Source organism: Flagellimonas flava (assembly GCF_050617915.1).
In the GTDB taxonomy this organism is placed as follows: Bacteria; Bacteroidota; Bacteroidia; order Flavobacteriales; family Flavobacteriaceae; genus Flagellimonas; species Flagellimonas flava_A.
Window position 1 is genome coordinate 406,188 of sequence record NZ_JBODQE010000004.1, and the last position, 26,111, is coordinate 432,298.

The 26,111-nt window shown below is 43.1% G+C and carries 15 protein-coding genes; 9 read left to right on the top strand and 6 right to left on the bottom strand.

The features are described from left to right. Window positions 1–8: 8 nt before the first annotated feature. From ACRHOZ_RS13100 to ACRHOZ_RS13125, 6 genes are all read right to left on the bottom strand, one after another. On the bottom strand, window positions 9–860 hold the full coding sequence (locus ACRHOZ_RS13100; protein WP_431126329.1) for a chitobiase/beta-hexosaminidase C-terminal domain-containing protein: 852 nt from the start codon (window positions 858–860) through the stop codon (window positions 9–11). Next, window positions 857–1,894 (bottom strand): 6-bladed beta-propeller, encoded by a 1,038-nt coding sequence (locus ACRHOZ_RS13105; RefSeq protein WP_431126331.1) that lies wholly within the window; start codon window positions 1,892–1,894, stop codon window positions 857–859. Before ACRHOZ_RS13105 ends, ACRHOZ_RS13100 begins: the two co-directional genes overlap by 4 nt. Next, window positions 1,891–3,381, bottom strand: coding sequence for a DUF1501 domain-containing protein (locus ACRHOZ_RS13110; protein WP_431126333.1), 1,491 nt, complete (start codon window positions 3,379–3,381; stop codon window positions 1,891–1,893). Before ACRHOZ_RS13110 ends, ACRHOZ_RS13105 begins: the two co-directional genes overlap by 4 nt. A 2-nt stretch (window positions 3,382–3,383) precedes the next feature. Beyond that, entirely contained in the window at window positions 3,384–5,732 is a 2,349-nt protein-coding gene (locus tag ACRHOZ_RS13115) for a PSD1 and planctomycete cytochrome C domain-containing protein (RefSeq protein ID WP_431126335.1), read from the bottom strand. A gap of 140 nt (window positions 5,733–5,872) precedes the next feature. Next, on the bottom strand, window positions 5,873–6,589 hold the full coding sequence (locus ACRHOZ_RS13120) for a LytR/AlgR family response regulator transcription factor (protein ID WP_431126337.1): 717 nt from the start codon (window positions 6,587–6,589) through the stop codon (window positions 5,873–5,875). Then, window positions 6,586–7,671, bottom strand: coding sequence for a sensor histidine kinase (locus ACRHOZ_RS13125; RefSeq protein ID WP_431126339.1), 1,086 nt, complete (start codon window positions 7,669–7,671; stop codon window positions 6,586–6,588). The genes ACRHOZ_RS13120 and ACRHOZ_RS13125 overlap by 4 nt, the downstream gene beginning before the upstream one ends. A 227-nt stretch (window positions 7,672–7,898) precedes the next feature. On the opposite strand from ACRHOZ_RS13125, the gene ACRHOZ_RS13130 reads away from it, so the two are divergent. The 9 genes from ACRHOZ_RS13130 to ACRHOZ_RS13170 all read left to right on the top strand — a co-directional run bounded on the left by ACRHOZ_RS13130 (window position 7,899) and on the right by ACRHOZ_RS13170 (window position 26,083). Beyond that, window positions 7,899–10,148 (top strand): GH92 family glycosyl hydrolase, encoded by a 2,250-nt coding sequence (locus ACRHOZ_RS13130; protein ID WP_431126341.1) that lies wholly within the window; start codon window positions 7,899–7,901, stop codon window positions 10,146–10,148. Window positions 10,149–10,169: 21 nt separating this feature from the next. Continuing rightward, the gene (locus tag ACRHOZ_RS13135; RefSeq protein WP_431126343.1) at window positions 10,170–12,047 is read left to right on the top strand and encodes a sodium:solute symporter family protein; all 1,878 of its coding nucleotides are present in this window, start codon (window positions 10,170–10,172) and stop codon (window positions 12,045–12,047) included. 30 nt (window positions 12,048–12,077) lie between these two features. Beyond that, window positions 12,078–13,067: a glycoside hydrolase family 130 protein gene (locus tag ACRHOZ_RS13140; protein ID WP_431126345.1), complete on the top strand. Its 990-nt coding sequence runs from the start codon at window positions 12,078–12,080 to the stop codon at window positions 13,065–13,067. A gap of 7 nt (window positions 13,068–13,074) precedes the next feature. Continuing rightward, entirely contained in the window at window positions 13,075–14,163 is a 1,089-nt protein-coding gene (locus tag ACRHOZ_RS13145; protein ID WP_431126347.1) for a carbohydrate-binding family 9-like protein, read from the top strand. A 21-nt stretch (window positions 14,164–14,184) separates the two neighbouring features. Further along, on the top strand, window positions 14,185–16,431 hold the full coding sequence (locus ACRHOZ_RS13150) for a GH92 family glycosyl hydrolase (RefSeq protein ID WP_431126349.1): 2,247 nt from the start codon (window positions 14,185–14,187) through the stop codon (window positions 16,429–16,431). Window position 16,432: 1 nt separating this feature from the next. Next, complete coding sequence (locus ACRHOZ_RS13155; RefSeq protein ID WP_431126369.1) at window positions 16,433–18,778, top strand: GH92 family glycosyl hydrolase; 2,346 nt, start codon at window positions 16,433–16,435, stop codon at window positions 18,776–18,778. Then, complete coding sequence (locus ACRHOZ_RS13160; RefSeq protein ID WP_431126351.1) at window positions 18,775–21,003, top strand: GH92 family glycosyl hydrolase; 2,229 nt, start codon at window positions 18,775–18,777, stop codon at window positions 21,001–21,003. The genes ACRHOZ_RS13155 and ACRHOZ_RS13160 overlap by 4 nt, the downstream gene beginning before the upstream one ends. A 228-nt stretch (window positions 21,004–21,231) precedes the next feature. After that, window positions 21,232–24,366, top strand: a complete 3,135-nt coding sequence (locus ACRHOZ_RS13165; protein WP_431126353.1) for a SusC/RagA family TonB-linked outer membrane protein — start codon at window positions 21,232–21,234, stop codon at window positions 24,364–24,366. Between the two features lie 13 nt (window positions 24,367–24,379). Next, complete coding sequence (locus ACRHOZ_RS13170; protein WP_431126355.1) at window positions 24,380–26,083, top strand: SusD/RagB family nutrient-binding outer membrane lipoprotein; 1,704 nt, start codon at window positions 24,380–24,382, stop codon at window positions 26,081–26,083. The last annotated feature ends 28 nt before the right edge of the window (window positions 26,084–26,111 follow it).

A 26,111-nucleotide genomic window follows, 5' to 3' on the forward strand; every position in this document is an offset into this window, starting at 1 on the left:
TGGTGCGGTTATTCTATTATAATCTCATCGATAAAAGTCCAGGGAAGGGTGCCTTTGCCAGGGTGCCAATCCGGGATTTTTTGCAATGGATGTATGCTTATTGTAAATTCTTGATTGTTATCCAGTGAAACGGGTATTTCTATGTATTGAAGTTGTTTTTCTCCTGAAATCGAGCTGTTTATCAATTCTTTGGATCCCACCATATTTCCGTTGGAATGTACTTGGACAGCCTGCGGCAAAAATATCCATGATCCTTGATCCTGAAGCATGCTCAATATGATCTTGCTTGGGCTAAAATCGGCCTCCAATTTCATTTTCACCCCAATTTCATTTTCCTGAAAGCCCAACCAATATCCCCCCTGTCTAAAGTTTACACTTCCCTTTTGCCCATCGGTCAAGGATGCTGCTCCATTGCCCGGGTATGAAGCATTGGGCTGTGGTTCAAGCTCAACAAAAGTCTGGGAAATATCACGCTTTAGCTTTCGAACCCGTATGGTTCGTTCCTCACTTGCAGTAAATTGGGGATGGTAGGCTCTCACCCTCACCTCGGCAGAATTTAGCAGCTCAATGGGTTGAGCATACACGGATGCGCTTTCATTTACAGGACTGCCATCCAGGCTATATCGTAATACCGAGCCATTTTCTGCCAGTCGCACTTGAACCAAAGCGGAATGAATAAAGAGGGTGGAATCCACTTGGATACTGGGAGGAGCCAATTGAATCTCATCTGTACTTAAAAAGGTAGTTTTTTCTGATTGACAGGAAGCAACCCCGGTATACAGCAAAGCCATTAAAAGTAAGTTAAGGCTATTTGATTTGGTCAGAGACTGCTTTAATGCAACCCATATTTGCTTTGTCATACGCGGAACAGTTTAATGGGATAGGTTCCCCAAGAATTCCATTGGGCCACATATATATTTTCATCAGCATCAATGCAAACATCATGGGGATGTCTAAAGATTTTTAGGGTTTGATGCATGTGGTTCAAGGTTCCATTTTCGTAGGTGGGAGTACTTCCGCCAGGGGCAGAAATCAATTTGTTGTCTTCATCCAAAATAGAAATGAAGCCTGTACCTTCAGACCCATCTCCTGACCAAATGGTGGCCAAGTACACATGGTTGTTGTGGATGACCGGCCTGCAGATATAGGCACCTGGGAGGTCAATCGCATCCAAGTGTTCCCCATCCATAGAGAACCGCTTCAGTTTGTTTTGTTGTCGGGCGGTGATCAATAAAGTAGGGTTATTGGAGTCCCTATCGTCTATGCAAATACCATGGGCATTGTTAAACAACTGCGGCTCATCTCCCCTTCCCCCAAAGATATTTTTGATGTTGCCTTTGGCATCGTAATGGGTAATGTACTGGGATCCATAGCCATCAGCTACATAAACATCTCCGTTACCAGCTATAGCCGTTTCGGTTGGAATGTACTCTTCCGCTTTCTGATATTTACCGCTTTCTTTCGGAAATGGGAACACTTGAATCACCTTTCCATCCAAGCTTGTTTTGATGACTTCATGCCTATTGTTATCGCAGATGTACAAGAACTCAGTGCCGTTTTCATCATGTAAGGTAAGCCCATGTCCTCCAGGGTATTCAGTTCCCCAGGAATCCAAAAGTTTTCCTGATCGATCATAGATCAGAATATTGTTCTTGGTATGGTTGGTCAATAAAATAATGCGGCCATTGGCATCCTGTACCATTTCATGACAATCCTTAACGGGGAACTTATCGCTATTCAGCTTCCCCCAATTTAGATCCACCTTGTATTGATGAGAGCCATGACCGATAACGGCGTCCTTCCAAAAGTCATCCGTGAAGGAAAGGGAACCCATGGAAGCCAATCCCAATCCAGCCAAGCCGCTCTTGCCAATAAACTGTCTTCGTTTCATCATGCCAATATATCTTTGACCACATGTCCTTCAACATCGGTCAACCTAAATCTTCTTCCTTGATACTTATATGTCAATCTTTCGTGATCTATTCCTAAGAGGTGCAGCAATGTTGCCTGAAAATCATGGACGTGTACCGGGTTTTCGGTGATGTTGTATCCAAAGTCATCGGTTTCCCCGTAGACAATCCCCGGTTTTATGCCGCCTCCAGCCATCCACATGGAAAAACATCTTGGGTGGTGATCTCGGCCGTAATTGGTGTCTGTCAACAAACCTTGGGAGTAGTTGGTTCTTCCAAATTCCCCACCCCAAATCACCAAGGTATCATCCAGCATTCCACGTTGCTTAAGATCCGCCACAAGAGCTGCAGAGGCTTGATCCACATCTTTAGCCTGTTTGGCTATGGCATCAGGTAAATTCTCATGCTGATCCCAACCCATGTGGTACAATTGGATGAAGCGCACATCCTGCTCGGCCAACCTTCTTGCCAACAAGCAATTGGCTGCATAGGTGCCTGGTATTTTGGCGTCCGCGCCATACATTTTGTAGATATAATCAGGTTCTTTTTCGGTATTCATCACCTCAGGTACAGAGGTCTGCATACGATAGGCCATTTCATATTGGGCAATCCTACTTTGGATCTCATTATCGCCAAATTCCTGATATTGCTTTTCGTTCAATTCGGCTAGATTATCCAAAATGGCTCGCTTGGTTTCTTTTGAAATCCCTTTAGGGTCATTTAGATAAAGTACTGGGTCCTTCGCGGCTCTAAATTGGACTCCTTGGTGTAAAGAATGCAAAAAGCCATTCCCCCATAAGCGTGTGTATAAGGGTTGACCGTTGGGCCTACCACTTCCCCTTGAGAGCAATACGGTAAAGGCCGGTAAATTTTTATTCTCACTTCCCAATCCATAGCTCAACCAAGAACCAATACTGGGTCTTCCCGGCTGTTGGGACCCCGTTTGAAAAAAGGTAACCGCTGGATCATGGTTAATGGCTTCGGTATACATGGATTTTACAATACAGAGATCATCCACCATTTTGGCGGTATAGGGCAGCAAATCACTTATCCAAATCCCATTTTTCCCATGTTGTTGAAATCCAAATTGGGAACCTACCAAGGGAAAACTGTCCTGCCCGGAAGTCATTCCAGTCAAACGTTGTCCGTTGCGAATAGATTCTGGCAAATCTTCTCCCCTACGCTGATTAAGTACAGGTTTGTAATCAAAAAGCTCCAACTGCGATGGCCCTCCACTTTGGAACAAATAGATAACCCGTTTTATTTTTGCGGAATGATGTGGGGAATGGAGAATTCCCTTTATGCCCATTGGGTTATCCGCTTTGGCCAGCAATTCACCATCTTTTCTGTAAAAATTACAACCCAAAAGTGAACCTAGCGCTACACCTCCAATACCTAGGGCCGATTTCCCTAGAAATGCCCTTCTATTAAGGTTTAGAGCACTATCCGCCAATATTTTCTTTTCGCTCATAATTAGCCTCTTGTTATCGTTTCATCCAAATTCAATATGGTCTGCGTGGTCAGCGCCAAGGCTGTTAGGGTCTCTGGGGCAATATCATCACTAGGTTTGAATTCTCCAATGGAAAGGTATTCCTCTGGTATAATTTCTCCCGAATTGATTTTTTCCAAGGTATTTGCATAAAACTTTTGCAATACTTCCATTTCTTCCTGGGCAGGAGTCCTTGATGTGGCGTTTTGGAAAATGTAGCTGATTTGATCCTCAACTTCACCAACATTCATGGCTTTGGATGCCATGGCCCTGGCAGCTTCTATCAACTGGGGATCGTTCAACAAAACCAATGCCTGTAAAGGGGTATTGGTTTCCTGTCTTTTTACACTGCACAAATCCCTGGATGCCGCATCAAAGGTCATCATGCTGGGCGGTGGGACGGTTCGCTTCCAAAAAGTATACAGGCTTTTGCGATAAAGATCTTTGCCCTCACTCTGTACATAGCTTGCTGTACTTCCCCCACCACCTCCTGTGGTTTCTTCCCAAATTCCTTCTGGTTGATAGGGTTTAACACTGGGGCCTCCCACTTCTGCGCTCAGCAATCCGCTTATTTTCAATGCTTGATCTCGAATCATTTCAGCACCCAATCTAAGTCGAGTTGCCCTTGCCAAATAGGTATTCTCTGGATCTCTTTCCTGCATTTCAGGAGAAATCTCACTGCTTTGCTGAAAGGTGGCCGACATGGCCATGTATTTTATCATTTGTTTGATGTCCCAACCCTCCGTTCTGAATTTGATTGCCAAATAGTCCAACAATTCTGGATGCGAGGGTAGCGCGCCCTGATTTCCAAAATCATAGGAGCTTTCCACCAAGCCTTTACCAAACATCCGTTGCCAGATACGGTTGACGGCCACACGGGCGGTCAAAGGGTTATCTTCATGGAACAACCATTGAGCCAATCCCAGTCTGTTTTTGGGCAAATCTTCGGGAAAGGGAAAAATGGCCTCAGGGGTAGCAGGGAAAACCTGATCCGTTGGTTGATCGTAAGCCCCCCTATTCAACACAAAGGCATCCCTTGGTTCTGGCATATCTTCCATAACCATAACCTTGACTTCCGAATTGGAATGGGTCATGTTCACGAAATCCAAGACACCGTTGGCCTCGTCAGGGCTTATGGAAATATAGGGTTTGGGGATTACTTGGGCGTTTGCCATAAGTCCATCCTCATCTACATTGTTAAAGAAACTGAAGAGCTGGAAATGTTCTTCTTGGCTCACTGGATCATATTTATGATCATGGCAACGGGAGCACTCTAAGGTAAGTCCCAAAAATGCAGTACCGAAGGTGTTGGTTCGATCCTCTACATATTCCACCCGATACTCCTCCGGAATTACCCCACCCTCAGCGGTAATCTTATGATTCCTATTGAACCCAGTTGCCAATATGGATTCCTTGGTAGCATTGGGCAGCATATCACCTGCCAATTGATAGGTTACAAATTCGTCATAGGGCATATTTTTACCAAATGCATGAATGACCCAATCCCTCCAGGGCCACATGATTCGCTCAAAATCGTCTTGATAGCCATGGGTGTCCGCGTAGCGGGCCACATCCATCCAGTCAGCCGCCATGTTTTCTGCATAGTCCTTGGTCTCAAGTAAAGAATCCACAATGTTCTCGAAAGCATCAACCGTGTTGTCTTCCAAAAATGCATTTACTTGTTCTGCATTGGGAGGTAAACCTGTGATGCTAAAAAAGGTTCTTCTGATCAGTTGTTCCTTTGCGGCTTTTTTGGAAGGCTGAAAGCCTTGTTCCTCCATTTTTTTCAACACAAATTGGTCAATTTCATTCTGGCTCCATGCATCATTTTCCACTTTGGGTACCTGCTGGTTCTCAGGCGCCACAAATGCCCAGTGTTTTTTAAATTCCGCCCCTTGGGCTATCCACTTCTTTAGCAATTCCTTTTCATAATCGGACAGCGTAAGGTTGGATTCGGGCGGTGGCATCATCAAATTGGGATCTTCACTGAAAATTCGATGGACCAGCTCACTCTTTTCCAAATCACCAGGTACAATGGCATAGCGATCCTTGTTTTCACCAATTGCCGCAAAAGCGTCTTCAGCTTTATTTAAGGAAAGTCCCCCTTCAATAGCATTTTTATCAGGTCCATGACATGCAAAACAACGATCGGATAAAATGGGTTTAATATGGAACGAAAAATCTATTGAGTCAGGAATCTGCTTGTTGGACACTCCGGCATTTACCGATGCATATTCCCCTTTTTTGGTTTGACAACCAACTAGAAATACGGTTCCAATAAAAACCGCGAAAACCCACAAAATTCTTCTTTTCGTCTTTGAAGCGTCGGACATGTCCCAATAATTTTAAATCCGTTTTGACTTGAAACTACCCAGATAACCCGACTTACCTAAAAAAATTCGACCAATAACAGAAGCGAAAAGATCAATGAAGTAAATCTTCAGAAGCAACTGTTAACCAGCTTGGTATAGCCCTAGGTTATGGAGTCATTGAGGATTCGGCTTTTGGCCTCGTTCAAATAGCTACGTCCAATGGTATATCTGATACCATCCACTTCCAAGCTATTTCCTTCAATGGATTCCACTTTGTCAATAGCTATGGTATAGGACCTATGTATCCTAAGAAACCTGTCTGAGGGCAATTCATCGGTAAAACTCCCCAGTGTCTTGTGTATAATATATTTAGCGGAAGTGGTCTTAATTCGAATGTAATCCTTCAAGCTTTCCACAACAACAATTTCGTCAATGAAAATCTTTTGAAGTTTCTTTTTATCCACTTTTACAAAAATGCTGGGTTTTTCATTAGTGGAATAGCCCGAATTTGTAGCTCCCTGCTTTAAGCTGATAATGCGGTTGACCGCTTTTAAAAACCTGGGGAACGGAATAGGTTTAACCAAATAATCTATCACCTCCAATTCAAAACTTTTTAGTGCATATTCTTCATGGGCCGTGGTAATCACTATCATAGGTGCCACATGCAAGGACTGCAGAAAATTGAGTCCGTCCAAAATAGGCATGTTGATATCCAAAAATATGATGTCCACTTCATTTTCCTGCAAGAACAAATTGGCGTCTATGGCATTGGAAAAGGTCTGCACCAATTCCAATTGGCTCACTTGCTCCACATAATTTTTCAGCACATTGATTGCCAACGGTTCATCATCAATAATTATCACTCTCAAAGGCGTCATACTTTTAGTTTTAAATCCACATGAAACATTTTTTCCTTCTCAAAGATAGAAAGCTCATAATCATTTTGATCATAACCCAATTCCAACCTTTTCTTTACATTGGAAAGCCCTATCCCCCCACCTCTGGTGGCCACCTTGCTGTTAGTGTCACTTTTTGGGATGGTATTGGATACTTTAAAATACAAAAAATCATCATCGACATTGACATCAATGGTGATATTCATATCGCCAATATTTTTGCTTGCCCCGTGCTTAAAGCAATTTTCAATCAAGGGAACGAGTAACATTGGGGCAATTTCCTTGTTTTCCAAATCTCCTGAGATTCCAATGTCTATTTCAAGGGTATCATTGAATCGTATTCGCTCCAAATCAATATAATTTTGGATACAGTCAATCTCACTTTTTAAATCCTGTTTGCGTTTTCTGGTTGCGTAGAGCAAATACCTCATTAAACCGGAAAGTTTAAGAATAACTTCAGGTGCCTTATCCGACTTCTCCAAGGTGAGGGAATAAATATTGTTTAAGGTATTGAAGAAAAAATGGGGCGACACCTGGGAACGTAAAAACTTTAACTCCGTGGTCAATTGCCTTTTTTCCAAATCGTGCAGTTTGCTATGCTCCCTGAGCCAATCCACAGTCACCTTTATGGCAGTGGCAAAGGCAACCACATACAGTTCCCCAAACATGGTAATAATGGCATAATTCAGGGTAAGGCTATCCACATATTCCGGTCCTTCCGGCATTACATTGGTACTTACCAAATAGTAGGTAAGATTGAACTTTACCAAGAGCATGATGAACAAGCAGGTCACCACCATTAACGCATAGGTGAAATACTTTCTGGTGTACACAAATTTCGGCATCAAAAAGTAGATGTTGAAATAGGAAAGTGCAATGTGAATGGGAAAACCTATTAAGTTGGTTTTCAACGACAAAGCAAAATCATTGTGGATACTTCCCCATCGCAGGGTATTGAGTAAAAAATAGATGCCCCAAAAAATGACATGGTGCTTATAGGTGATTTTATACTGCTGGGGAGATTCAACCTTCAACAGCTCCTCCAATTTGTCATTTATATACATGAATCACAGCGTTTTTTTTGATTGTCGGTTTTTCTGTTGTTTAGCTTTTGGGGCTTGTTGTTGGTCTAATTTTATTCGACCAGCGAATAAAATTATAAATATTTAGGATTACATTTTTCTAACCTAACACGACCAACGGATTCAGCTAATCCAACCAAACACTATAAGAAAATCAAATATATTTTGAGGAAAAGTATAAAAAAACTCAATATTAATCCAAATGACCAATGAGCAAGGGCGCAATATTTCCGGTTGTAGCTGTGCTTGTTTTAAGCCTGTCCTGTGCAGATACCAATAAGTCTTCGGCATCCACAGAAACACTTACTGATTTTGTAGACCCCTTTATTGGTACCGGTGGACATGGCCATACCTTTCCAGGTGCCACGGCTCCCTTTGGAATGGTCCAACCCAGTCCAGATAATGGAACTGCTGGATGGGACTGGTGCTCAGGTTACCATATTTCCGATTCCATAATATCAGGATTTGGGCAATTGCACTTGAGCGGTACAGGTATTGGAGATTTGGCCGATTTGCTCCTGATGCCCACCCATAAAAAAGTGGACTTGACCCATTTTGGCAAACCAAGGGATAGTCTGCCTTATACCTCAACTTTTTCGCACCGCAATGAGGCCGCCAAACCCGGTTACTACAAAGTGAAACTGGATGATCCTGGGATTCAGGTTGAACTTACTGCCAATGAATATATTGCATTTCACAAATACACATATACGGAGGGTGATGAATCCTCTTTCATTTTGGATTTAGGGTATGCTGTCAACTGGGATGCCCCGGTAGACTGTTCCCTTCGGCTAGAAGATGAAAAAACCTTGGTTGGATATAGACATAGCACAGGCTGGGCAAAAAACCAAAAGCTCTTTTTTGTGGTTAAGTCCTCATTACCCATCACCTCATCCGAACTTGTTGCTGATGGTGCCATTTCTGCCAATTCACCAGAAGCCCAAGGAAAAAAAGTAGGTGGCCAGTTTTTTATTGGTGCTGATGCTGAAAATGTGGTTGAGCTGCAGATTGCGGTTTCTTCGGTGAGCATAGACAATGCCAAGGCCAATTTGGAAACCCATGGCACCAACCGCACATTTGAGGAGGTAAAGAACGGTACACATAGCGAATGGGAGGCATTGCTTTCCAAAATTAAAGTAGAAACCCCGCAAGATTCGCTAAAGACCATATTCTACTCTGCCTTGTACCATACGCAAATTGCCCCTGTCCGCTTCAGCGACACCAATGGGGAATTTAGGTTACAAAACGATAGTATTGCCAAAGCAGCTGGATGGGACGCCTACTCCACACTATCGCTCTGGGACACTTTTAGAGCCCAAAACCCCTTGTTGAACATCTTGCAACCCGAACGTGCAAGTGATATAGTCCAGTCCATGTTGGCCTACTATGATGAACAAGGAAGACTTCCTGTATGGACCTTATATGCCAACGAAACCAATACCATGACTGGGAATCACGGGGTTTCCATGATAACCGAAGCTTTTCTGAAAGGTATTCGAGGGTATGATACTGAAAAAGCCTATCAAGCTGTAAAAAATACGATGATGGGAGACATCAGAGGGCTTGCTCCTTATAAGGAATTTGGTTACATCCCGTATACGTCTCTGGATGAATCGGTTACCATAAGCTTGGAATTTGCCTATAACGATTGGTGTGTGGCCCAAATGGCCAAGGCATTGGGCAAGGATGAAGATTACGCCTATTTCCTAAATCGTTCCAATGCCTATAAACATCTTTTTGATGCAGATACGGGGTTCATGCGAGGGAAATCTGAGGATGGGCTAAGCTGGAACGAACCTTTTGATCCCAAGCATTCCAACCATAGGGAGCATACGGACTATACCGAAGGTAATGCCTGGCAGCACAGCTGGTTTGTATTACATGATGTTCCTGATTTTATTGAACTTCATGGCGGGCCAGAGCCCTTTACCACCAAGTTGGAACAACTTTTTACGGAAAGCTCCGAAATTTCCGGTGACAACGTTTCCGTAGACATCTCCGGTTTGATTGGACAATATGCCCATGGAAATGAACCCAGTCATCATATTGCCTACCTGTTCAATAAGGCCAAAAAACCATGGAAAACCCAAAAATGGGTTAGGGAAATTTTAGATACCCAGTACAGCACCCAGCCAGATGGACTCAGCGGAAACGAGGATTGTGGGCAAATGTCAGCATGGTACGTTTTCAGTGCTATGGGATTTTACCCCATGAACCCTGCCTCTGGGCAGTATGAATTGGGAAGTCCAATTTTTGAAAAAGTGACCCTTTCGGTAGCACAAGACAAGGAATTTATTTTAACAGCCAAAAATACCTCCCCCACCAATAAGTATATCCAAACAGCAACGCTTAATGGAGAATTGCTCCAGCGAAGCTACATCACCCATGAAGAACTTATAGCGGGAGGAACCCTGGAATTTGAAATGGGACCCGAACCCAATAAAAGTTGGGGAGTATAACCAAGGACCAGAAAAAACTATATGGAATTAATCGACCTGTCAATAATAATCATCTACGTGGTGTTGACCCTGTTCATTGGAATTTGGGTCTCCAAAAAAGCTTCCCAAGGGCTTGACTCCTATTTTTTAGGAGGAAACAACATCAAATGGTACTATTTGGGACTTAGTAATGGCTCCGGTATGTTTGACGTGTCCGGAACAGCATGGATGGTTGGGATTTTGTTCCTCTATGGGGCCAAAAGCTTTATGTTTATGTGGCTCTGGCCTGTATGGAACCAGATTTTTGTAATGATGTTTTTGGCGGTCTGGATTCGTCGGTCAAATATTATGACAGGCTCCGAATGGATCTTGACCCGTTTTGGGGATGGAAGGGCAGGAAGGGCTTCGCATTTTATCATTGCTGTCTTTGCCATTATATCCACAGTAGGCTTCATTGCCTATTTCTTTGAAGGTGCAGGCAAGTTCATGACCATCATACTGCCCTGGGACCTCAGTTGGTTCATTGGCGAAACGCTTCTGCTGAGTTCGGAACAGTCCTACGCCTTGATCATTATTGTGCTAACCACCATCTATACCATAAAAGGGGGAATGTTTTCCGTGGTGGCCACGGAAGTATTGCAATATTTGATCATGGTCATTGCGGGACTACTGGTAGCGGGCTATACCTTTGTCACCGTTGCGGATGTTGACATCAACGCCGTGTTGTCCCCAGAATGGCGCAGTATTTTTTTCAATAACGAATTAGGACCGCATTGGAGTGATAAATTCCAGGCTTTCAATGATCTAATAGATTCTGAGGGTTATAAAATGTTTGGTGCCTTTATAGGTATGACCTTGTTCAAAGGATTCTTTGCCAGTGTGGCGGGACCAGTACCTGGGTTCGATTTCCAACGTATTCTATCTACCCGAACGGTCAAGGAATCGGCATACATGAGCGGATTCACCGGGTTGGTACTGTATATTCCACGATATCTCTTGATTGCAGGCATTGTTGTAATTGCTTTGGTGACCCTTGTTCCGGAAATGAGCTCAAATCCTGGTTTAAATGGTGGGGATTTGGAAGTCATCCTTCCCAAAGTCATCAACAATCATATCCCCGTTGGGGTTAAGGGGTTGCTATTGGCCGGGCTTCTTGCAGCCTTTATGTCCACCTTTTCAGCTTTTGTCAACTCTGGGCCTGCCTATATCGTCAACGATATTTATAAAAAATATTTTAAGCCCGAAGCTTCCAACAAACACTATATCAAAGCCAGTCATATTGCTTCCTTTGCTGTTGTGGGACTTGGAGTGTGTATGGGCTTCTTTGCAGATTCAATCAACTCCTTGACCCTTTGGATTACCAGTGCCCTATATGGCGGCTATGTTGCTGCCAATTTCCTCAAATGGATTTGGTGGCGCTTTAATGGTTGGGGTTATTTTTGGGGTATGGTCGCTGGCCTTGTGGTAGCTACCCTTCAGTATTTCCTAGATCAGAACAAAGGCAATTTTGCTGAAGACACCTTCTTGTATGAAGTGTCCCATGTGCATGCCATTTATCTGTTCCCGATTATTTTTGGGGTTTCCTTACTGGGCTCCTATCTGGGCACTTATCTCACAAAACCCACGGATACCGAAATATTGAAGTCCTTTTACAAGAATGTAAAACCTTGGGGTTGGTGGAAGCCCATTTATACTCAGCTAAAGAACGAGGACAGCTCCTTTGAAAAGAACAACGATTTTTGGATGGACATGTTCAATTGTGCCATTGGGATCATTTGGCAATCCAGCATGATTCTCCTTCCCATTTATTTGCTGATTCGAGACTACCCCAAAATGCTGCTGGCACTCGTGGTATTTTTAATAACTTCAATAATTCTAAAATTTACTTGGTTGAACAGGGTTCAAAAAATTCCAAATTAGAACCCCTAAAACTACTTGGTTAATCAATTTATGGCATATCAAACATTGGAAAAAGTGAATACAATTCCTTGGCAAGAAAGACCGGAAGGCAATACAGATGTAATTTGGCGGTACAGCAATAACCCCATTATTGAAAGGAATGCAATTCCTTCCTCAAATAGCATCTTTAACAGTGCCGTAGTTCCATTTGAAGGCGGCTACGCCGGGGTTTTTAGATGTGACAACAAAGCCGTTCAAATGAACATCTTTGCCGGTTTTAGCAAGGATGGCTTAAACTGGGATATCAATCATAGCCCTATTTCGTTTCAGGAAGGCAACACTTCCATGATAGATTCTGATTACAAATACGACCCCAGAGTTACCTTTATTGAGGATCGGTACTGGATCACATGGTGCAATGGGTACCATGGCCCAACTATTGGCATTGGGTATACTTTTGATTTTAAGGAGTTTTTCCAATGCGAAAATGCCTTTTTGCCCTTCAACCGAAACGGCGTTTTGTTCCCAGCAAAAATAGATGGCAAATATGCAATGCTCAGCAGACCCAGTGATAATGGTCATACACCTTTTGGGGATATTTACATCAGTTATAGTCCTGACATGAAATACTGGGGCGAGCACCGTTGTGTTATGAAGGCCTCTCCATTTGAGGACAGCGCATGGCAGTGCACCAAAATCGGGGCCGGTTCGGTTCCCATTTTAGTGGATGAAGGATGGCTCATGTTCTATCACGGGGTCATCAACACCTGTAATGGTTTCCGATATTCCATGGGTGCGGCCATTTTGGACAAAGACCAACCTGATCAGGTAAAATATAGAACCCAACCCTATCTTATTTCTCCACAGACTTCATACGAATGTGTTGGAGATGTACCCAATGTGGTATTCCCATGTGCAAGCTTGCACAGCATTAAAGAGGACAAGGTGGCTATCTATTATGGCGCTGCCGATACCGTTACCGCCTTAGCTTTTGGGCGGATATCCGAAATAGTACAATTTACCAAAGAAAACAGCTTGTAAGTACGCCATGAAAGACTTTGCTGAAAAACACAAAAAGCTCATCAGTTTCATTCTTTTCTCCCTATATGTAGGATGTATACTGATATCTGCACAAGAAACTCCTAGAAAATATGTTGCCTATAAGGCAACTGAAACCATAAAAATTGACGGGCAGGCCAATGAAGCATCATGGAAAAATGCACCTTGGTCCGAATTGTTTATCGACATTGAAGGCGTTAAGAAACCCACCTACGACACCCAGGTCAAGATGCTTTGGGATGAAAACAATATCTACTTCTTTGCCCGTATGAAAGAACCACATGTTTGGGGCGACATTACCGAACACGATGCGGTCATTTTCCACAATAATGATTTCGAGGTTTTCCTAGATCCAGAAGGAGATGTGCATGGGTACTATGAACTGGAGTGGAATGTATTGAACACAGTTTGGGATCAATACCTCACCGCACCCTATCGCGCGGGCAACGAAACCTTGAATGGATGGGAAGCTTTGGGAATGCAATCTGCAGTCGCCGTACAGGGAACACTTAACGATCCTTCCGACAATGACGAGGGGTGGACCTTGGAAATAGCGATTCCCTTTCAGGATTTACGTACCGGTTATTACCAAGACAATGTCCCCAAAGGTAAATTTTGGAGGATTGGATTTTCCAGGGTGAATTGGGATCATGATATCACGGATGGGAAATATTCAAGAAAGAAAGACCCAAAAACAGGGAAACATTTACCAGAATACAACTGGGTCTGGTCTCCACAGTACGTCATCAATATGCATGAACCAGAAAGATGGGGTTATGTATATTTTTCTGAAAACGAAGTGGGCAGTACCCCCGACCAATTTGAAATCCCGAAGGATGATCGTGTCAAATGGCACCTATATGAGTTATATCGCGATTTGATACAGCAAAAAGGAAAGTTCAAATGGAAGATGGCAGATGGGCAAAAGTTCACCGAACCAAAAATAATTCAAGGAAAGAAAGTAATTGCGGAACTGGAAAACCACAAAACAGGATTCACCATTTGGACGAAAAGCCCTTTTACTAAAAAAATCTTGGCCGTAGGTTCAGACGGCCAGTTCAGGGTCCTCAGTAAGTAACACAGTTCAAAAAGTAAGGCCATGAAGTTGGGTCAGTTTTATATAGGGTTGTTCATTTTAGTGTTCGCTTGCAGCCCAACACCCGAAAAAGACAACTCTACCGAACGTTTGATTGACTTTGTCAATCCCTTTATCGGAACGGATGGTCCTGGAAACACTTACCCTGGTGCCACCACCCCATTCGGTATGGTACAATTGAGCCCTGATATTGGTATTCCAGGCTGGGATCGCATAGCAGGCTATTATTATCAGGATTCCATTATCACTGGTTTTTCGCATACCCATTTGACCGGGACGGGAGCCGGAGATCTTTATGATATTTTGGTGATACCCACCAATAGTAGGTTTTCGGGTCGCATCCAAGCAAACAATTTCAAACCCTACTCCAGCTTTGACCACGCCAGGGAAGGAGCATCTCCCGGCTATTATTGGGTGGATCTGCTGGACTATGGAATAAAGGCCGAAATGACCTCAACCGCCAGAGTGGGCGTTCATCGCTATACATTTCCCAAGGATGTGCAATCCCAAATCCATGTGGATTTAGGGTACAGTCTAAATTGGGACAGCCCCACAGACACCTTCATCGAAGTTGTCAATGACTCAACCTTACAAGGACATCGCATGTCCAATGGCTGGGCCCGCAATCAAAAACTGTATTTTGAAATGCAGTTTTCCAAACCCTTTGCATCTTACGAAATCATCGGAGATCAGACGTCATCCAAAATAAGCTTGGACTATGAGCTCGAAGACGGGGCGCAAATCGTGGTTAAAACAGGCTTGTCCTCGGTGAGCAGTGAAGCAGCTGGAAAGGCCATTCAAATTGAGGCGGATAAGGATTTTGATTCTATTCGTTCCCAAACAGAAGCAAGCTGGGAAAAGGAATTTCAGAAGATAAAGATCAGCACGGCCAGCGAAGACGAAAAGGCCATTTTTTATACCATGATGTACCAGTCCATGCTGGCCCCTACCCTCTATAGTGATATCAACGGGGAATACAAGGCAGCAAATGACACCCAAGGGAAGCATCTCCCTCAAACGGATACCGTGGCCAAAGCTTCTGGATTCAACAGATATGATACTTTCTCGCTCTGGGACACCTTTAGGGCAGCACACCCCTTGTACACTCTTCTGCAACAGGAACGGGTTCCGGATATGGTCAAATCCCTTCTGGCCCATTACCAAGAAACGGGAGTGTTGCCAGTTTGGTCCATGCAAGGGAGTGAGACCCATATGATGATAGGTTATCATGCAGTTCCAGTAATCGTAGATGCCTATTTTAAAGGGTTCGAGTTTGATTCGGAACTGGCTTACCAAGCTTGCCGCGAAAGTGCCATGGTCAACGACAGGCAAATCGACATCTATAAGGAATTGGGCTATATCCCCGTGGATGACCAGCATGAAAATTGGTCGGTTTCCAAAACCATGGAATATGCCTTTGATGATTGGTGCATTGCCATGTTTGCCAAAGATTTGGGGAAAATGGAAGATTACCGTCGCTTTCTGATACGTTCCCAAAATTGGAAGAACCTCTACAATGAAAAAAGGTCATGGCTGCAACCCAAAGACACTAATGGGAAATTCATAGAACCTTTTGTTCCCAAAGAGTACACCCCCTATTTCTGTGAAAGCAATGCGTGGCATTACTATTGGTTTGTACCCCAAGACATAGATGGCCTCATTTCCAAAACTGGCGGAAATGAGCGTTTTACCCAAAAATTGGATTCCATGTTCAGCTACGCCCCCGAACCTGATGACAAACTCCCCTTGTTCAGCACGGGAATGATTGGCCAGTATGCGCACGGGAACGAACCCAGTCATCATGTTGCGTATCTTTATAACTATATTGACCAACCTGCCAAGGCCCAAAAATTGGTTCGGGAAATATTGGCAAACCAATACAAAAACGAACCCAACGGACATTGTGGAAACGAGGATTGCGGGCAAATGTCCTCCTGGTATATATTCAGCGCCTTGGGATTTTATCCGGTTAATCCGGCCCAAGGAGCTTATGATCTCGGAGTCCCTTTATTTGAAGAGGTAACTCTTGCCCTTCCAAACGACAAATCCTTTACCATCAAAGCTAAAGGTGCGCCTGAGCTGAAATATGTGGAACACATCTCCCTGAACGGGGCAGTTTTGGATAGAAATTACATTACCCATAAAGAAATTACTTCTGGAGGCACTTTGGAATTCAAATTGACCAACGACCCAAAGTTGGCCAATGAAAAAAACAGAACCTCCCCAGAAACCAATAAAATTTATAGATGACATGAAGCTGATAATGACAAACTATTTGGCAAAAGGAATTGCAATAGCTTGGATGGCATTGCTGTTTGTTTCCTGCGGAAATCAAACAAACCCTGATTCCAATGATACGCCAAAGACAAAAAAAGAACTCCTTTCCTATGTGAACCCATTAATGGGTACCGATTCGGATTTTAGCTTGTCCAACGGGAATACCTATCCAGCTATTGCTACCCCCTGGGGCATGAACTTTTGGACTCCAATGACCTCCAAAATGGGGGATGGCTGGACATACAAATATGATGAAAAGACGATACGTGGTATCAAACAAACCCACCAACCCAGTCCTTGGATCAACGATTATGCCGCCTTTTCCTTAATGGCAGTCACTGGTGAATTGAAATACAATGAGGAGGAACGCGCTTCCCATTTTTCGCACAAGGCCGAAACCGTTCGCCCAGATTATTACAGTGTTTATTTGGCCGATTATGATGTGGTGGCCGAAGTTACCCCCACGGAAAGAGCTGCCCATTTCCGTTTCACTTTTCCGGAAACCGATCAAGCGTTTATCCTTTTGGATGGCTTTTTCAAAGGGTCCATGGTCAAGGTATTGCCAGAAGAACGAAAAATTATAGGTTATTGCCGTAACAACAGTGGTGGGGTACCCGAAAATTTTCACAACTATTTTGTAGCTGAATTTGATAAGGATTTTGAAATCACCCATACCTGGGGCGATGACTGGTCATTACAGGAAAACACCACGGAGAACAAAGGAGAACATGTAGGGGCCATTATTGGCTTCAAGACCAAAAGAGGCGAAGCGGTTCATGTGAAGGTGGCTTCTTCATTTATTAGTCCTGAGCAGGCCCAACTCAATCTGAATAGGGAAATTGGTTCCAAAACTTTTAAGGAAACCAGGGATGAGGCCACCAAGGCATGGGAGGAAGAATTGGGCCGTATCGATGTCAAAACCGATAATATTGACCATTTACGCACCTTTTACTCCTGCTTGTATCGTGTGTTATTGTTCCCCAGAAAATTCTACGAGTTCGATAGCAATAATCAAATTGTACATTACAGCCCATATAATGGCCAAGTTCTACCTGGTTACATGTTCACAGACAATGGCTTTTGGGATACTTTCAGGGCAGTGTTTCCTTTTTTCAACATGATGTATCCTGAGCTGAACAGTAACATCATGGAAGGCTTGGTCAATACCTACAAAGAATCAGGTTGGCTACCGGAATGGGCCAGTCCTGGACATCGGGATTGTATGATTGGCTCCAACTCGGCACCCATCATTGCTGATGCCCACTTAAGTGGTATTGAAGGCTTTGACAAAGAGGTTTTGCTGGATGCCATCATCAAAAATGCAACCGTACCGGATGGAAGACCTGTTAATAGTGTTGGCCGTGCAGGTTTGGATTACTACAATGAATTGGGCTATGTTCCATACGATGTGGGCATTCATGAAAATGCAGCTAGAACCCTGGAGTATGCTTATGCCGATTTCACCATTGCCCAAATGGCCAAATCTTTGGGACAGGATGATTTGGCTGAAACCTACTACCAAAAATCCCTGAACTATAAAAAACTGTTCGACCCGTCCACCAAATTGATGCGTGGCAAAAATAAGGATGGTTCCTTCCAGTCGCCCTTTAACCCTCTAAAGTGGGGAGATGCATTTACGGAAGGAAACAGTCTTCATTATACTTGGAGCGTTTTCCACGATGTGCAAGGGCTGATTGATCTTATGGGCGGAAATCAAGAGTTTACCGGCATGCTCGATGGGGTTTTTAACATGCCCCCGGAATATGATGATTCCTACTACGGATTTACGATACATGAAATCCGGGAAATGCAGATCATGAACATGGGCAATTACGCGCACGGCAACCAACCCATACAACACATGATCTATCTGTACAACTATGCCGGACAACCTTGGAAATCACAACAAAAGGTACGGGAAGTGCTGACCAAATTGTACACGCCAGCACCAGATGGGTATTGTGGGGATGAGGATAATGGACAGACATCCGCCTGGTATGTCTTTAGCGCATTGGGTTTCTATCCAGTAGCACCGGCAACCAACCAATATGTAATTGGATCACCCCTGTTTGATGAAGCCACACTGCACCTTCAAAACGGCAATACCTTTAAGGTAGTTGCAGCCCAAAATGGCGAGGGTCAACATTTTGTTCAGAATGCAACCTTGAACGGAAAGAGCTTTGACCAAACTTGGCTTTCCACGGAAATGGTTCAGAACGGAGGCACATTACAATTTAGCATGGGAAGTGAGCCCAATGAATCTTGGGCAACAGCTGAGGATTCCAGACCATATTCCTTATCCAACTCCAAAGAAAGATGAAAAAAAATTTCCTAGGGTATTTCCTTATTTTTTTTAGTTGTGCGATAACAGCTCAAAACCAAGCCATTGACTATGTGAACCCATTCATTGGCACCTCCAATTTTGGCACAACCAATCCAGGGCCCATAGCGGTTAGGGGGATGGCCAATGTTTCTCCATTTAATGTGGCAGGGCTTCAAAATCTACCGCTGGAAAAAGACAGTCGTTGGTTCTCTACGCCATACGTTCACGAAAACAAATTCCTAACAGGCTTTAGTCATGTAAACCTGAGCGGAGTGGGTTGCCCAGAGCTAGGTGTGATTCTTGCCATGCCCACCACCGGAGCAGTGGAAACCGATCATGAGAAATACGGCTCTACCTATTCCAATGAAATTGCCAAAGTGGGATATTACGCTTCCCAGTTGGATAAGTACAACATCAAGGTAGAGGCCACAGCCACAACAAGGACTGGGGTCAGTAAATATTCCTTCCCCGCTGGCAAGGCCAACATTCTTTTAAATCTTGGTTTGGGTCTTACCAATGAACAAGGAGCCCAGGTAAAGATTGTTTCTCCTACGGAGATTGAGGGAATCAGGAGTGTTGGGTCTTTCTGTTATTACAAACCGGAAGAGGCCTACCCGGTTTATTTCGTCGCTAAATTCTCCGAACCAGCCTCCTCTTTTGGAACCTGGAAAAAGCCAACTACTTATAAGGGTGTTGAAGCACAATGGATGGGATACAATGGAAAAACCCGACTCATGGAAGGTTTTACCAAAGCGGTTGTCGGTGATAGCATTGGCGCCTATATGAAATATGACTTCAAAATCCCTACCCAGGTGGAAATGAAGATTGGGGTGTCGTACGTTAGCATTGAAAATGCTCGGGAAAATCTTGAAAAAGAAACTGCAGACAAATCCTTTGATGATATAAAGACAGCGACCCAACAAGAATGGAATCAATATCTTTCCAGGATTGAAGTTGAAGGCGGGAGCCAGGACGATAAAACGATTTTTTACACGGGTCTTTACCATACCTTGATTCACCCCAGCACCCTGAACGACTTTAATGGGGAATACCCGAAAATGCGAACCCGGGAAACCCTGAAAACGGACGGTACCAGATATACGGTATTTTCCTTTTGGGATACCTACCGCAATTTGCACCAACTTATGAGCTTGGTGTATCCTAAGCAGCAATCCAATATGGTGAAGAGCATTCTGCAAATTTATGACGAGTCAGGTTGGTTGCCCAAATGGGAATTGAATGCCACTGAGACAACCACCATGGTTGGCGACCCGGCGGGTATTGTCCTTGCCGACACTTATCTTAAAGGAATCCAGGATTTTGATGTGGAAAAAGCCTATGAGGCCATGGTCAAAAGTGCAGATCAGTTGGAAAACAATCCCCTGCGGCCAGGTATTAAAGATTATATTGAAAAAGGCTACTTGACCACAAAAACAACCAACAGTGGTTCCGTTTCAACAACCCAGGAATATAACATTAGTGATTTTGCCATTGCACAATTGGCCAAAGCACTGGGAAAGAAAGAGGATTATAAACGTTTTTCCAAGCGCAGCCTGTCCTACCGAAAGCTGTTTGACAATGAATTTAATCTACTGAGACCCAAAACTGATGATGGCAGTTGGTTGACTCCCTACAACCCGGAAACTGGTGCCAATTTTGTAAAGAACCTAGGCTTTATTGAAGGCAATGCCTGGCAATATACTTTCATGGTCTCCCATGATGCCAAGGGTTTAATGAAGCTTATGGGTGGTGGCAAAGCCTATTCCAGACAACTGCAAAACGTTTTTGATAAGAACCAGTTTGACATGGCCAATGAACCGGATATTGCCTATCCGTATCTCTTCAATTATGTAAAAGGGGAAGAATGGCGTACTCCGCAAACGGTATCCGATTTACTTCAAAAATATTTTAGGAACAGCTCCGACGGACTCCCAGGAAATGACGATACCGGAACTATGAGCGCATGGGCCGTGTTTTCCATGATGGGGATTTATCCTGTAAATCCCGCCCAACCTATTTATGCATTGACCCAACCCAAATTTGATAAAATTACGGTTCACTTGGATGCCGAGTATTATCCTAACCAAAAGGTGGTAATAAGCGCTAAATCAAAAGATGGTCAAAAAGGTATAGGCAGCATTTATATCGATGGCAAAAAACACAACAGCTATTTTCTATCCCATCAAAAACTTACAAATTCCAAAACGGTGGAATTCAGGTAAAGCTAATCCTTTGAAATCCAAAGGAAACCCTAGCTGTTTTGCACCTTAAATTCCCTAAAACTTTGTGGAAAACCTTATTTCAAACGTTTTCGTTATGATGTTCTTTAGCTTGTGAGCGTCGTTATTAGTCGAAATTTTTTCCTATATATATAAGGAATTCGAACTTTTATCATTGCGAACTTAGAGCTTGTTTTAAGCTTTAGAAACTAATAACCTAACTCATTTAGTATGAACAGAAAAATTCATTACTTTCTACTACTTGTGTCGTTTTTATGCCTCACGGCAACGATGGCACAGGAAAAAAGAATTTCAGGTAACGTTACGGACGCGGGCACAGGAGAGCCTGTTCCGGGGATTAACGTTGTGGAAAAGGGTACTAGAAATGGTACTTCCACGGACTTTGATGGTAACTACACCATCACTGTTTCAAATGATGCCGCCATTTTGGTGTTTTCTGCTATCGGTTATACCGAGCAGGAGGTTGCCGTTGGCCAACAAACAACAATCAATGTCTCTTTAGGAGAAGATGTTGAGTCCTTGGATGAGGTTGTTGTGACTGCTTTGGGTCTGAGCAGGGAAAAGAAATCCCTGGGATACTCGGTTACCGAATTGGATGGCGACCAAGTTTCGTTAATTAAAGACTCCAACGTTGCCAGTACTTTGGCAGGTAAAGTTGCTGGGGTAGTGGTTTCCAAGTCCACCTCCGGTGTTGGTGGAGGTACACGTGTTATTATTCGTGGTAACAACTCCCTAAACGGTAACAACCAGCCGCTTTATGTTGTGGATGGTATTCCAATTGACAACGGAACAAATGCTACAGCAGGAGCTGGAGAGTTTAATGTTCCCGATTTAGGAAATGGGATTTCTGATATTAACTCAGATGATATCGAATCCATTTCTGTACTGAAAGGACCCAATGCAGCCGCTCTTTATGGATCTAGGGCTGCTAATGGTGCCATCATCATTACCACCAAAAAAGGAACTTTGAACAGAGGTTTGGGCGTTAACTATACCGCTAGTATTACTTTTGAAGATCCATTGGTAATACCAGAATACCAAAATGAATATGGCCGCGGTACCGATGGAAACTTTGTAACTATAAATCCATCTGACCCATTAGCAACTCAAGTAAACGCGGTTAGAGGAGCTGGTTCTTGGGGACCAAGATTCGACGGTTCACAGCAATTGGCCTTTAACGGAGAGCAAAGAGCTTACAATGCACAGCCAAACAATGTTAAGGATTTCTTTAGAACTGGTACCAGTCTAGTAAATACCGTAGCGCTAAGTGGCGGAAGTGAGACGGCATCTGTAAGATTTTCGTATACCAATTCTGATTTGGAGTCTATGCTTCCAAATTCCAATGTGAAGCGTAACAACTTTAACATTCGTGGATTTACGAAATTAGGAGATAGACTTACCTTGGATGCTAAAGCTACTTACTTCATTCAAGAAGCTAAAAACAGACCCAATCAGGGTACTGAAGGGGTTATGGCTTATTTGTGGCCAATTGCACGAAATGTAAGCAATGCAGATATGCGGGTATTTCAAAATACTGAAAACCCAATTGATCCCGACAATCCATTTGCGGTTATTGGACCTACAGGTTTAGGTGCAAACCCATATTGGATTTTGCAAAACGATTTCAACGGAGATAAAAGAAAACGTTTCATAGGTTTGGTGAAGTTGGATTATCAATTCACAGATTGGCTATCCGCTTTAGTAAGAGTTGGTACTGACCAAGTTACTCAAGATACAGAAGCTTATACCGCAGTAGGACACCACTTTTTCCCTAGAGGACGAATTTCGTTTGGCAAAAATGATGATACGGAAACCAACTACGATTTCCTATTTATGTTCAATAAAGATGTTACAGAAAAGTTGAACATAACTGCCAATGCAGGTGGCAACATGAGACATTCAACTGGTATAAATTCTCGTACCAGTGGTGAAGATTTCAAAATTCCAGGTCGTTATTTCTTGAATAATACCGATGGTAGTCTAATTACTGCTAGTCAAAGTGATTTGGTTGAAAAAAGAGTGAACTCCCTTTACGGTCAAGTTTCATTTGGATATGACGATGCTGTTTATTTAGACCTTACAGCAAGAAACGACTGGTCTTCTGCATTAGCAAAAGAAAATAGATCATTCTTCTATAGCTCGGCAAACATTAGTGTTTTGTTAGATCAAGTTCTTAATCTTCAAGGCACTGCGGTCGATATGCTTAAATTAAGAGCAAGTATCGCTGGTGTAGGTAACGATACCGATCCAAGGCAAATTGTGAACTTATTTACTGTAGCTGGAAATGGATACTTGGGGAATACCCAAATTAACAGACCAAATATTCGATTTAGCGAAAGTCTGCGTCCTGAAGATATCACAACAACTACAATTGGTGCCGAATTCAGGTTATTTGGAAACAGGCTTTATGGTGATGTGTCATACTATGACATTTCAACCAAAGATTTGATTTTCGATGTACCGGTTGATCCAGGAACAGGTTTTAGTGCCTTCAGGGAAAACGTCGGTGAAATCTCAAACAAAGGAATTGAGATATTAATAGGAGGTACTCCAATCCAAACCGACAATTTCACATGGGACATTTCTGCCAATATCTCTAAAAACGAGAACAAGTTGGTTAGTCTTATTGACGGACAAGATAACTTCCGTTTTAGTAGCAGTAATGGAGGTGTAGTAGATGTACGTGCACAAGTAGGAGATGGATATGGAGATATCTATACAACCACTTGGGCAAGAAATGACGCAGGTGAGCTTCTCGTTTCAGCTGAAGGTCGTCCAAGAGCCACTACCGAGCGAGAAAAATTCGGAAACTATCAACCAGATTACTCTGGTGGTATTACCAACACATTTACATACAAAAATTTCACTGTGAACACTTTGGTCGATTTTAGAGTGGGTGGTGAAGTATTTTCTTTCACAGATTCGCAATTGGATGCATCAGGAGTTTCCGAAAGATCATTGGAGTTCCGTGATGGTGGAGTTTTGGTAGAAGGAGTTATTGACAATGGCGATGGCACCTTCACACCTAACACAACTACTATCAGTGCACAGGATTACTGGGGCTCTGTAAGTGGCATTGGTTCTGAGTATGTTTATGACCAGACTAACTTCAGACTCAGGGAGTTAAGTGTAAGTTATCAATTTCCTAATAAATTGTTAAAAGACACATTTATCCAAAATGCATCTCTTAGCTTTATTGGAAGGAACCTGTTCTTTATTTACAAAAAAGCCGATAACTTTGACCCAGAGTCAAGTTATTCTACATCAAACTTTGGCCAAGGAGTTCTGTTCTATGCTTTGCCAACATCCAGAAGTTTAGGCTTGAGTTTAAATGTTAACTTCTAAAAAAATTGCAATCATGAAAAACAACACATTAAAACTATTGGGTCTTGCCGTACTCATGTTCGTTGCGAACAGTTGTACCAAAGACTTTGATGACATCAATACCGATTCGCAGGGTTTTACTACGGATGAGGTTAGTGCCAAGTTCTTCTTGACCAGTGCTCAGGTAGGACTTTATGCCCCGAACAGATTTGTTTATTGGAGAGCTCAATTGATCAATGCAGACAGATTTGCCGGCCATTTTACATTCGGACACACCGCTTCTTGGTGGAGTGATGGTTTAGGTTATACTCAAAATGGAGGTTATACCGATGCCACCTATGGTTGGATAGCTGGTTATTTTGGTAACATTAAATCCTTTGCCGATCTTACTGTAGAGGGTGGAGAATTCGAAAATCAGTATATGTATGCCATGTCCTTGATCATGAAGGGGCTGTATTACCAAATGTATACTGATATTTATGGGATGGTTCCATTTACAGAGGCAGGTGTTGATGGAATTTTAACGCCAAATTATGATGATCAGGCGACCATTTATCAGGGTATTATTGCCGATTTGGATGAAGCAATGGCCATTATTGGAGACACAGAAAAAACTGGAATTGGAGTAGATGATGTTGGTTCCAATGATGTATACTGTGGAGGAGATCTTCAACAGTGGAAACGAATGGCCAACACTTTAAAGCTAAGAATCGCTATGCGAGCCTATGGTGCTCCAGGTGAGAACTTTGCCGCGGCTGCGATAAGCTCAGCACTGGGCGCACCATTATTGGATGATGCTTCAGGTAGTGTGACAATGCGTAAAGATTTTGAGATAAGCAAATGGAATTCTGCAGCTTATGGAGATCCTTGGAATGATTTTGGAGATGCATCAAACTGGACTATTTCAAGTGTATTGATCAATACCCTAAAAGATAACAACGATCCGAGGTTGACAGCTTATGTAAACCCGGTAAAGGGTGGAATCTTTAAAATGGTAAATGCTACCGATCCTGATACTGGAGATTATGTTGACCCGAATTTCCAAGATCGCATTGATTTGGTAACCAGCAACCTAGATGCAGCAGGTGCCAACTATACCACTTCTGTTGAGGTAGATACCGTAACGGTTGAAGTAAATGGAGGGCAATTTATTGGTCAGCCTATTCGAACTAACGGAGACACCAAATCCTTTATGGCATATGACATGTTCTGTACGCCTTCAGATGCCATTACACAAACAAGAGGTAAGGAAGCAGATGGATACCCAGAAATAATAATGACCAGCGCAGAAGCTTATTTTTTACAAGCTGAAGCAATCGTAAGAGGCCTTGCTGCTGGTGATGCCCAAGCCATGATGAATGCAGGAATTGTTGAGGCAATGAAAATATGGGGTATTTCCGCGGGTGAAGCCACAACATACGCAACCACGCAAGCTATAGCAGATATTTCTGCGGGAACCGAAGAAGAAAGATTGGAAAAAATAGCTACACAACGTTGGTTGCTTGGATATACTGATGGTTTTGAAGCATGGGCTGTTGTACGTGATATGGGCTACCCAGCTGAATTGGCTGCCGGAGTAACCGATGCCATATTATACGAGCTTGGTGATGATTTGAATGGAGTTTATCCACAGCGTATGAGCTACGGTTCAGGAGCTCAGGAAAATCCAAATTTCGATGCCGCACTTAGCGCACAAGGACCAAATGAGCAAAGAGTTGTTCTATGGTACGCGCAATAATAAACTTACTGTAAAGTAATCCATTAAG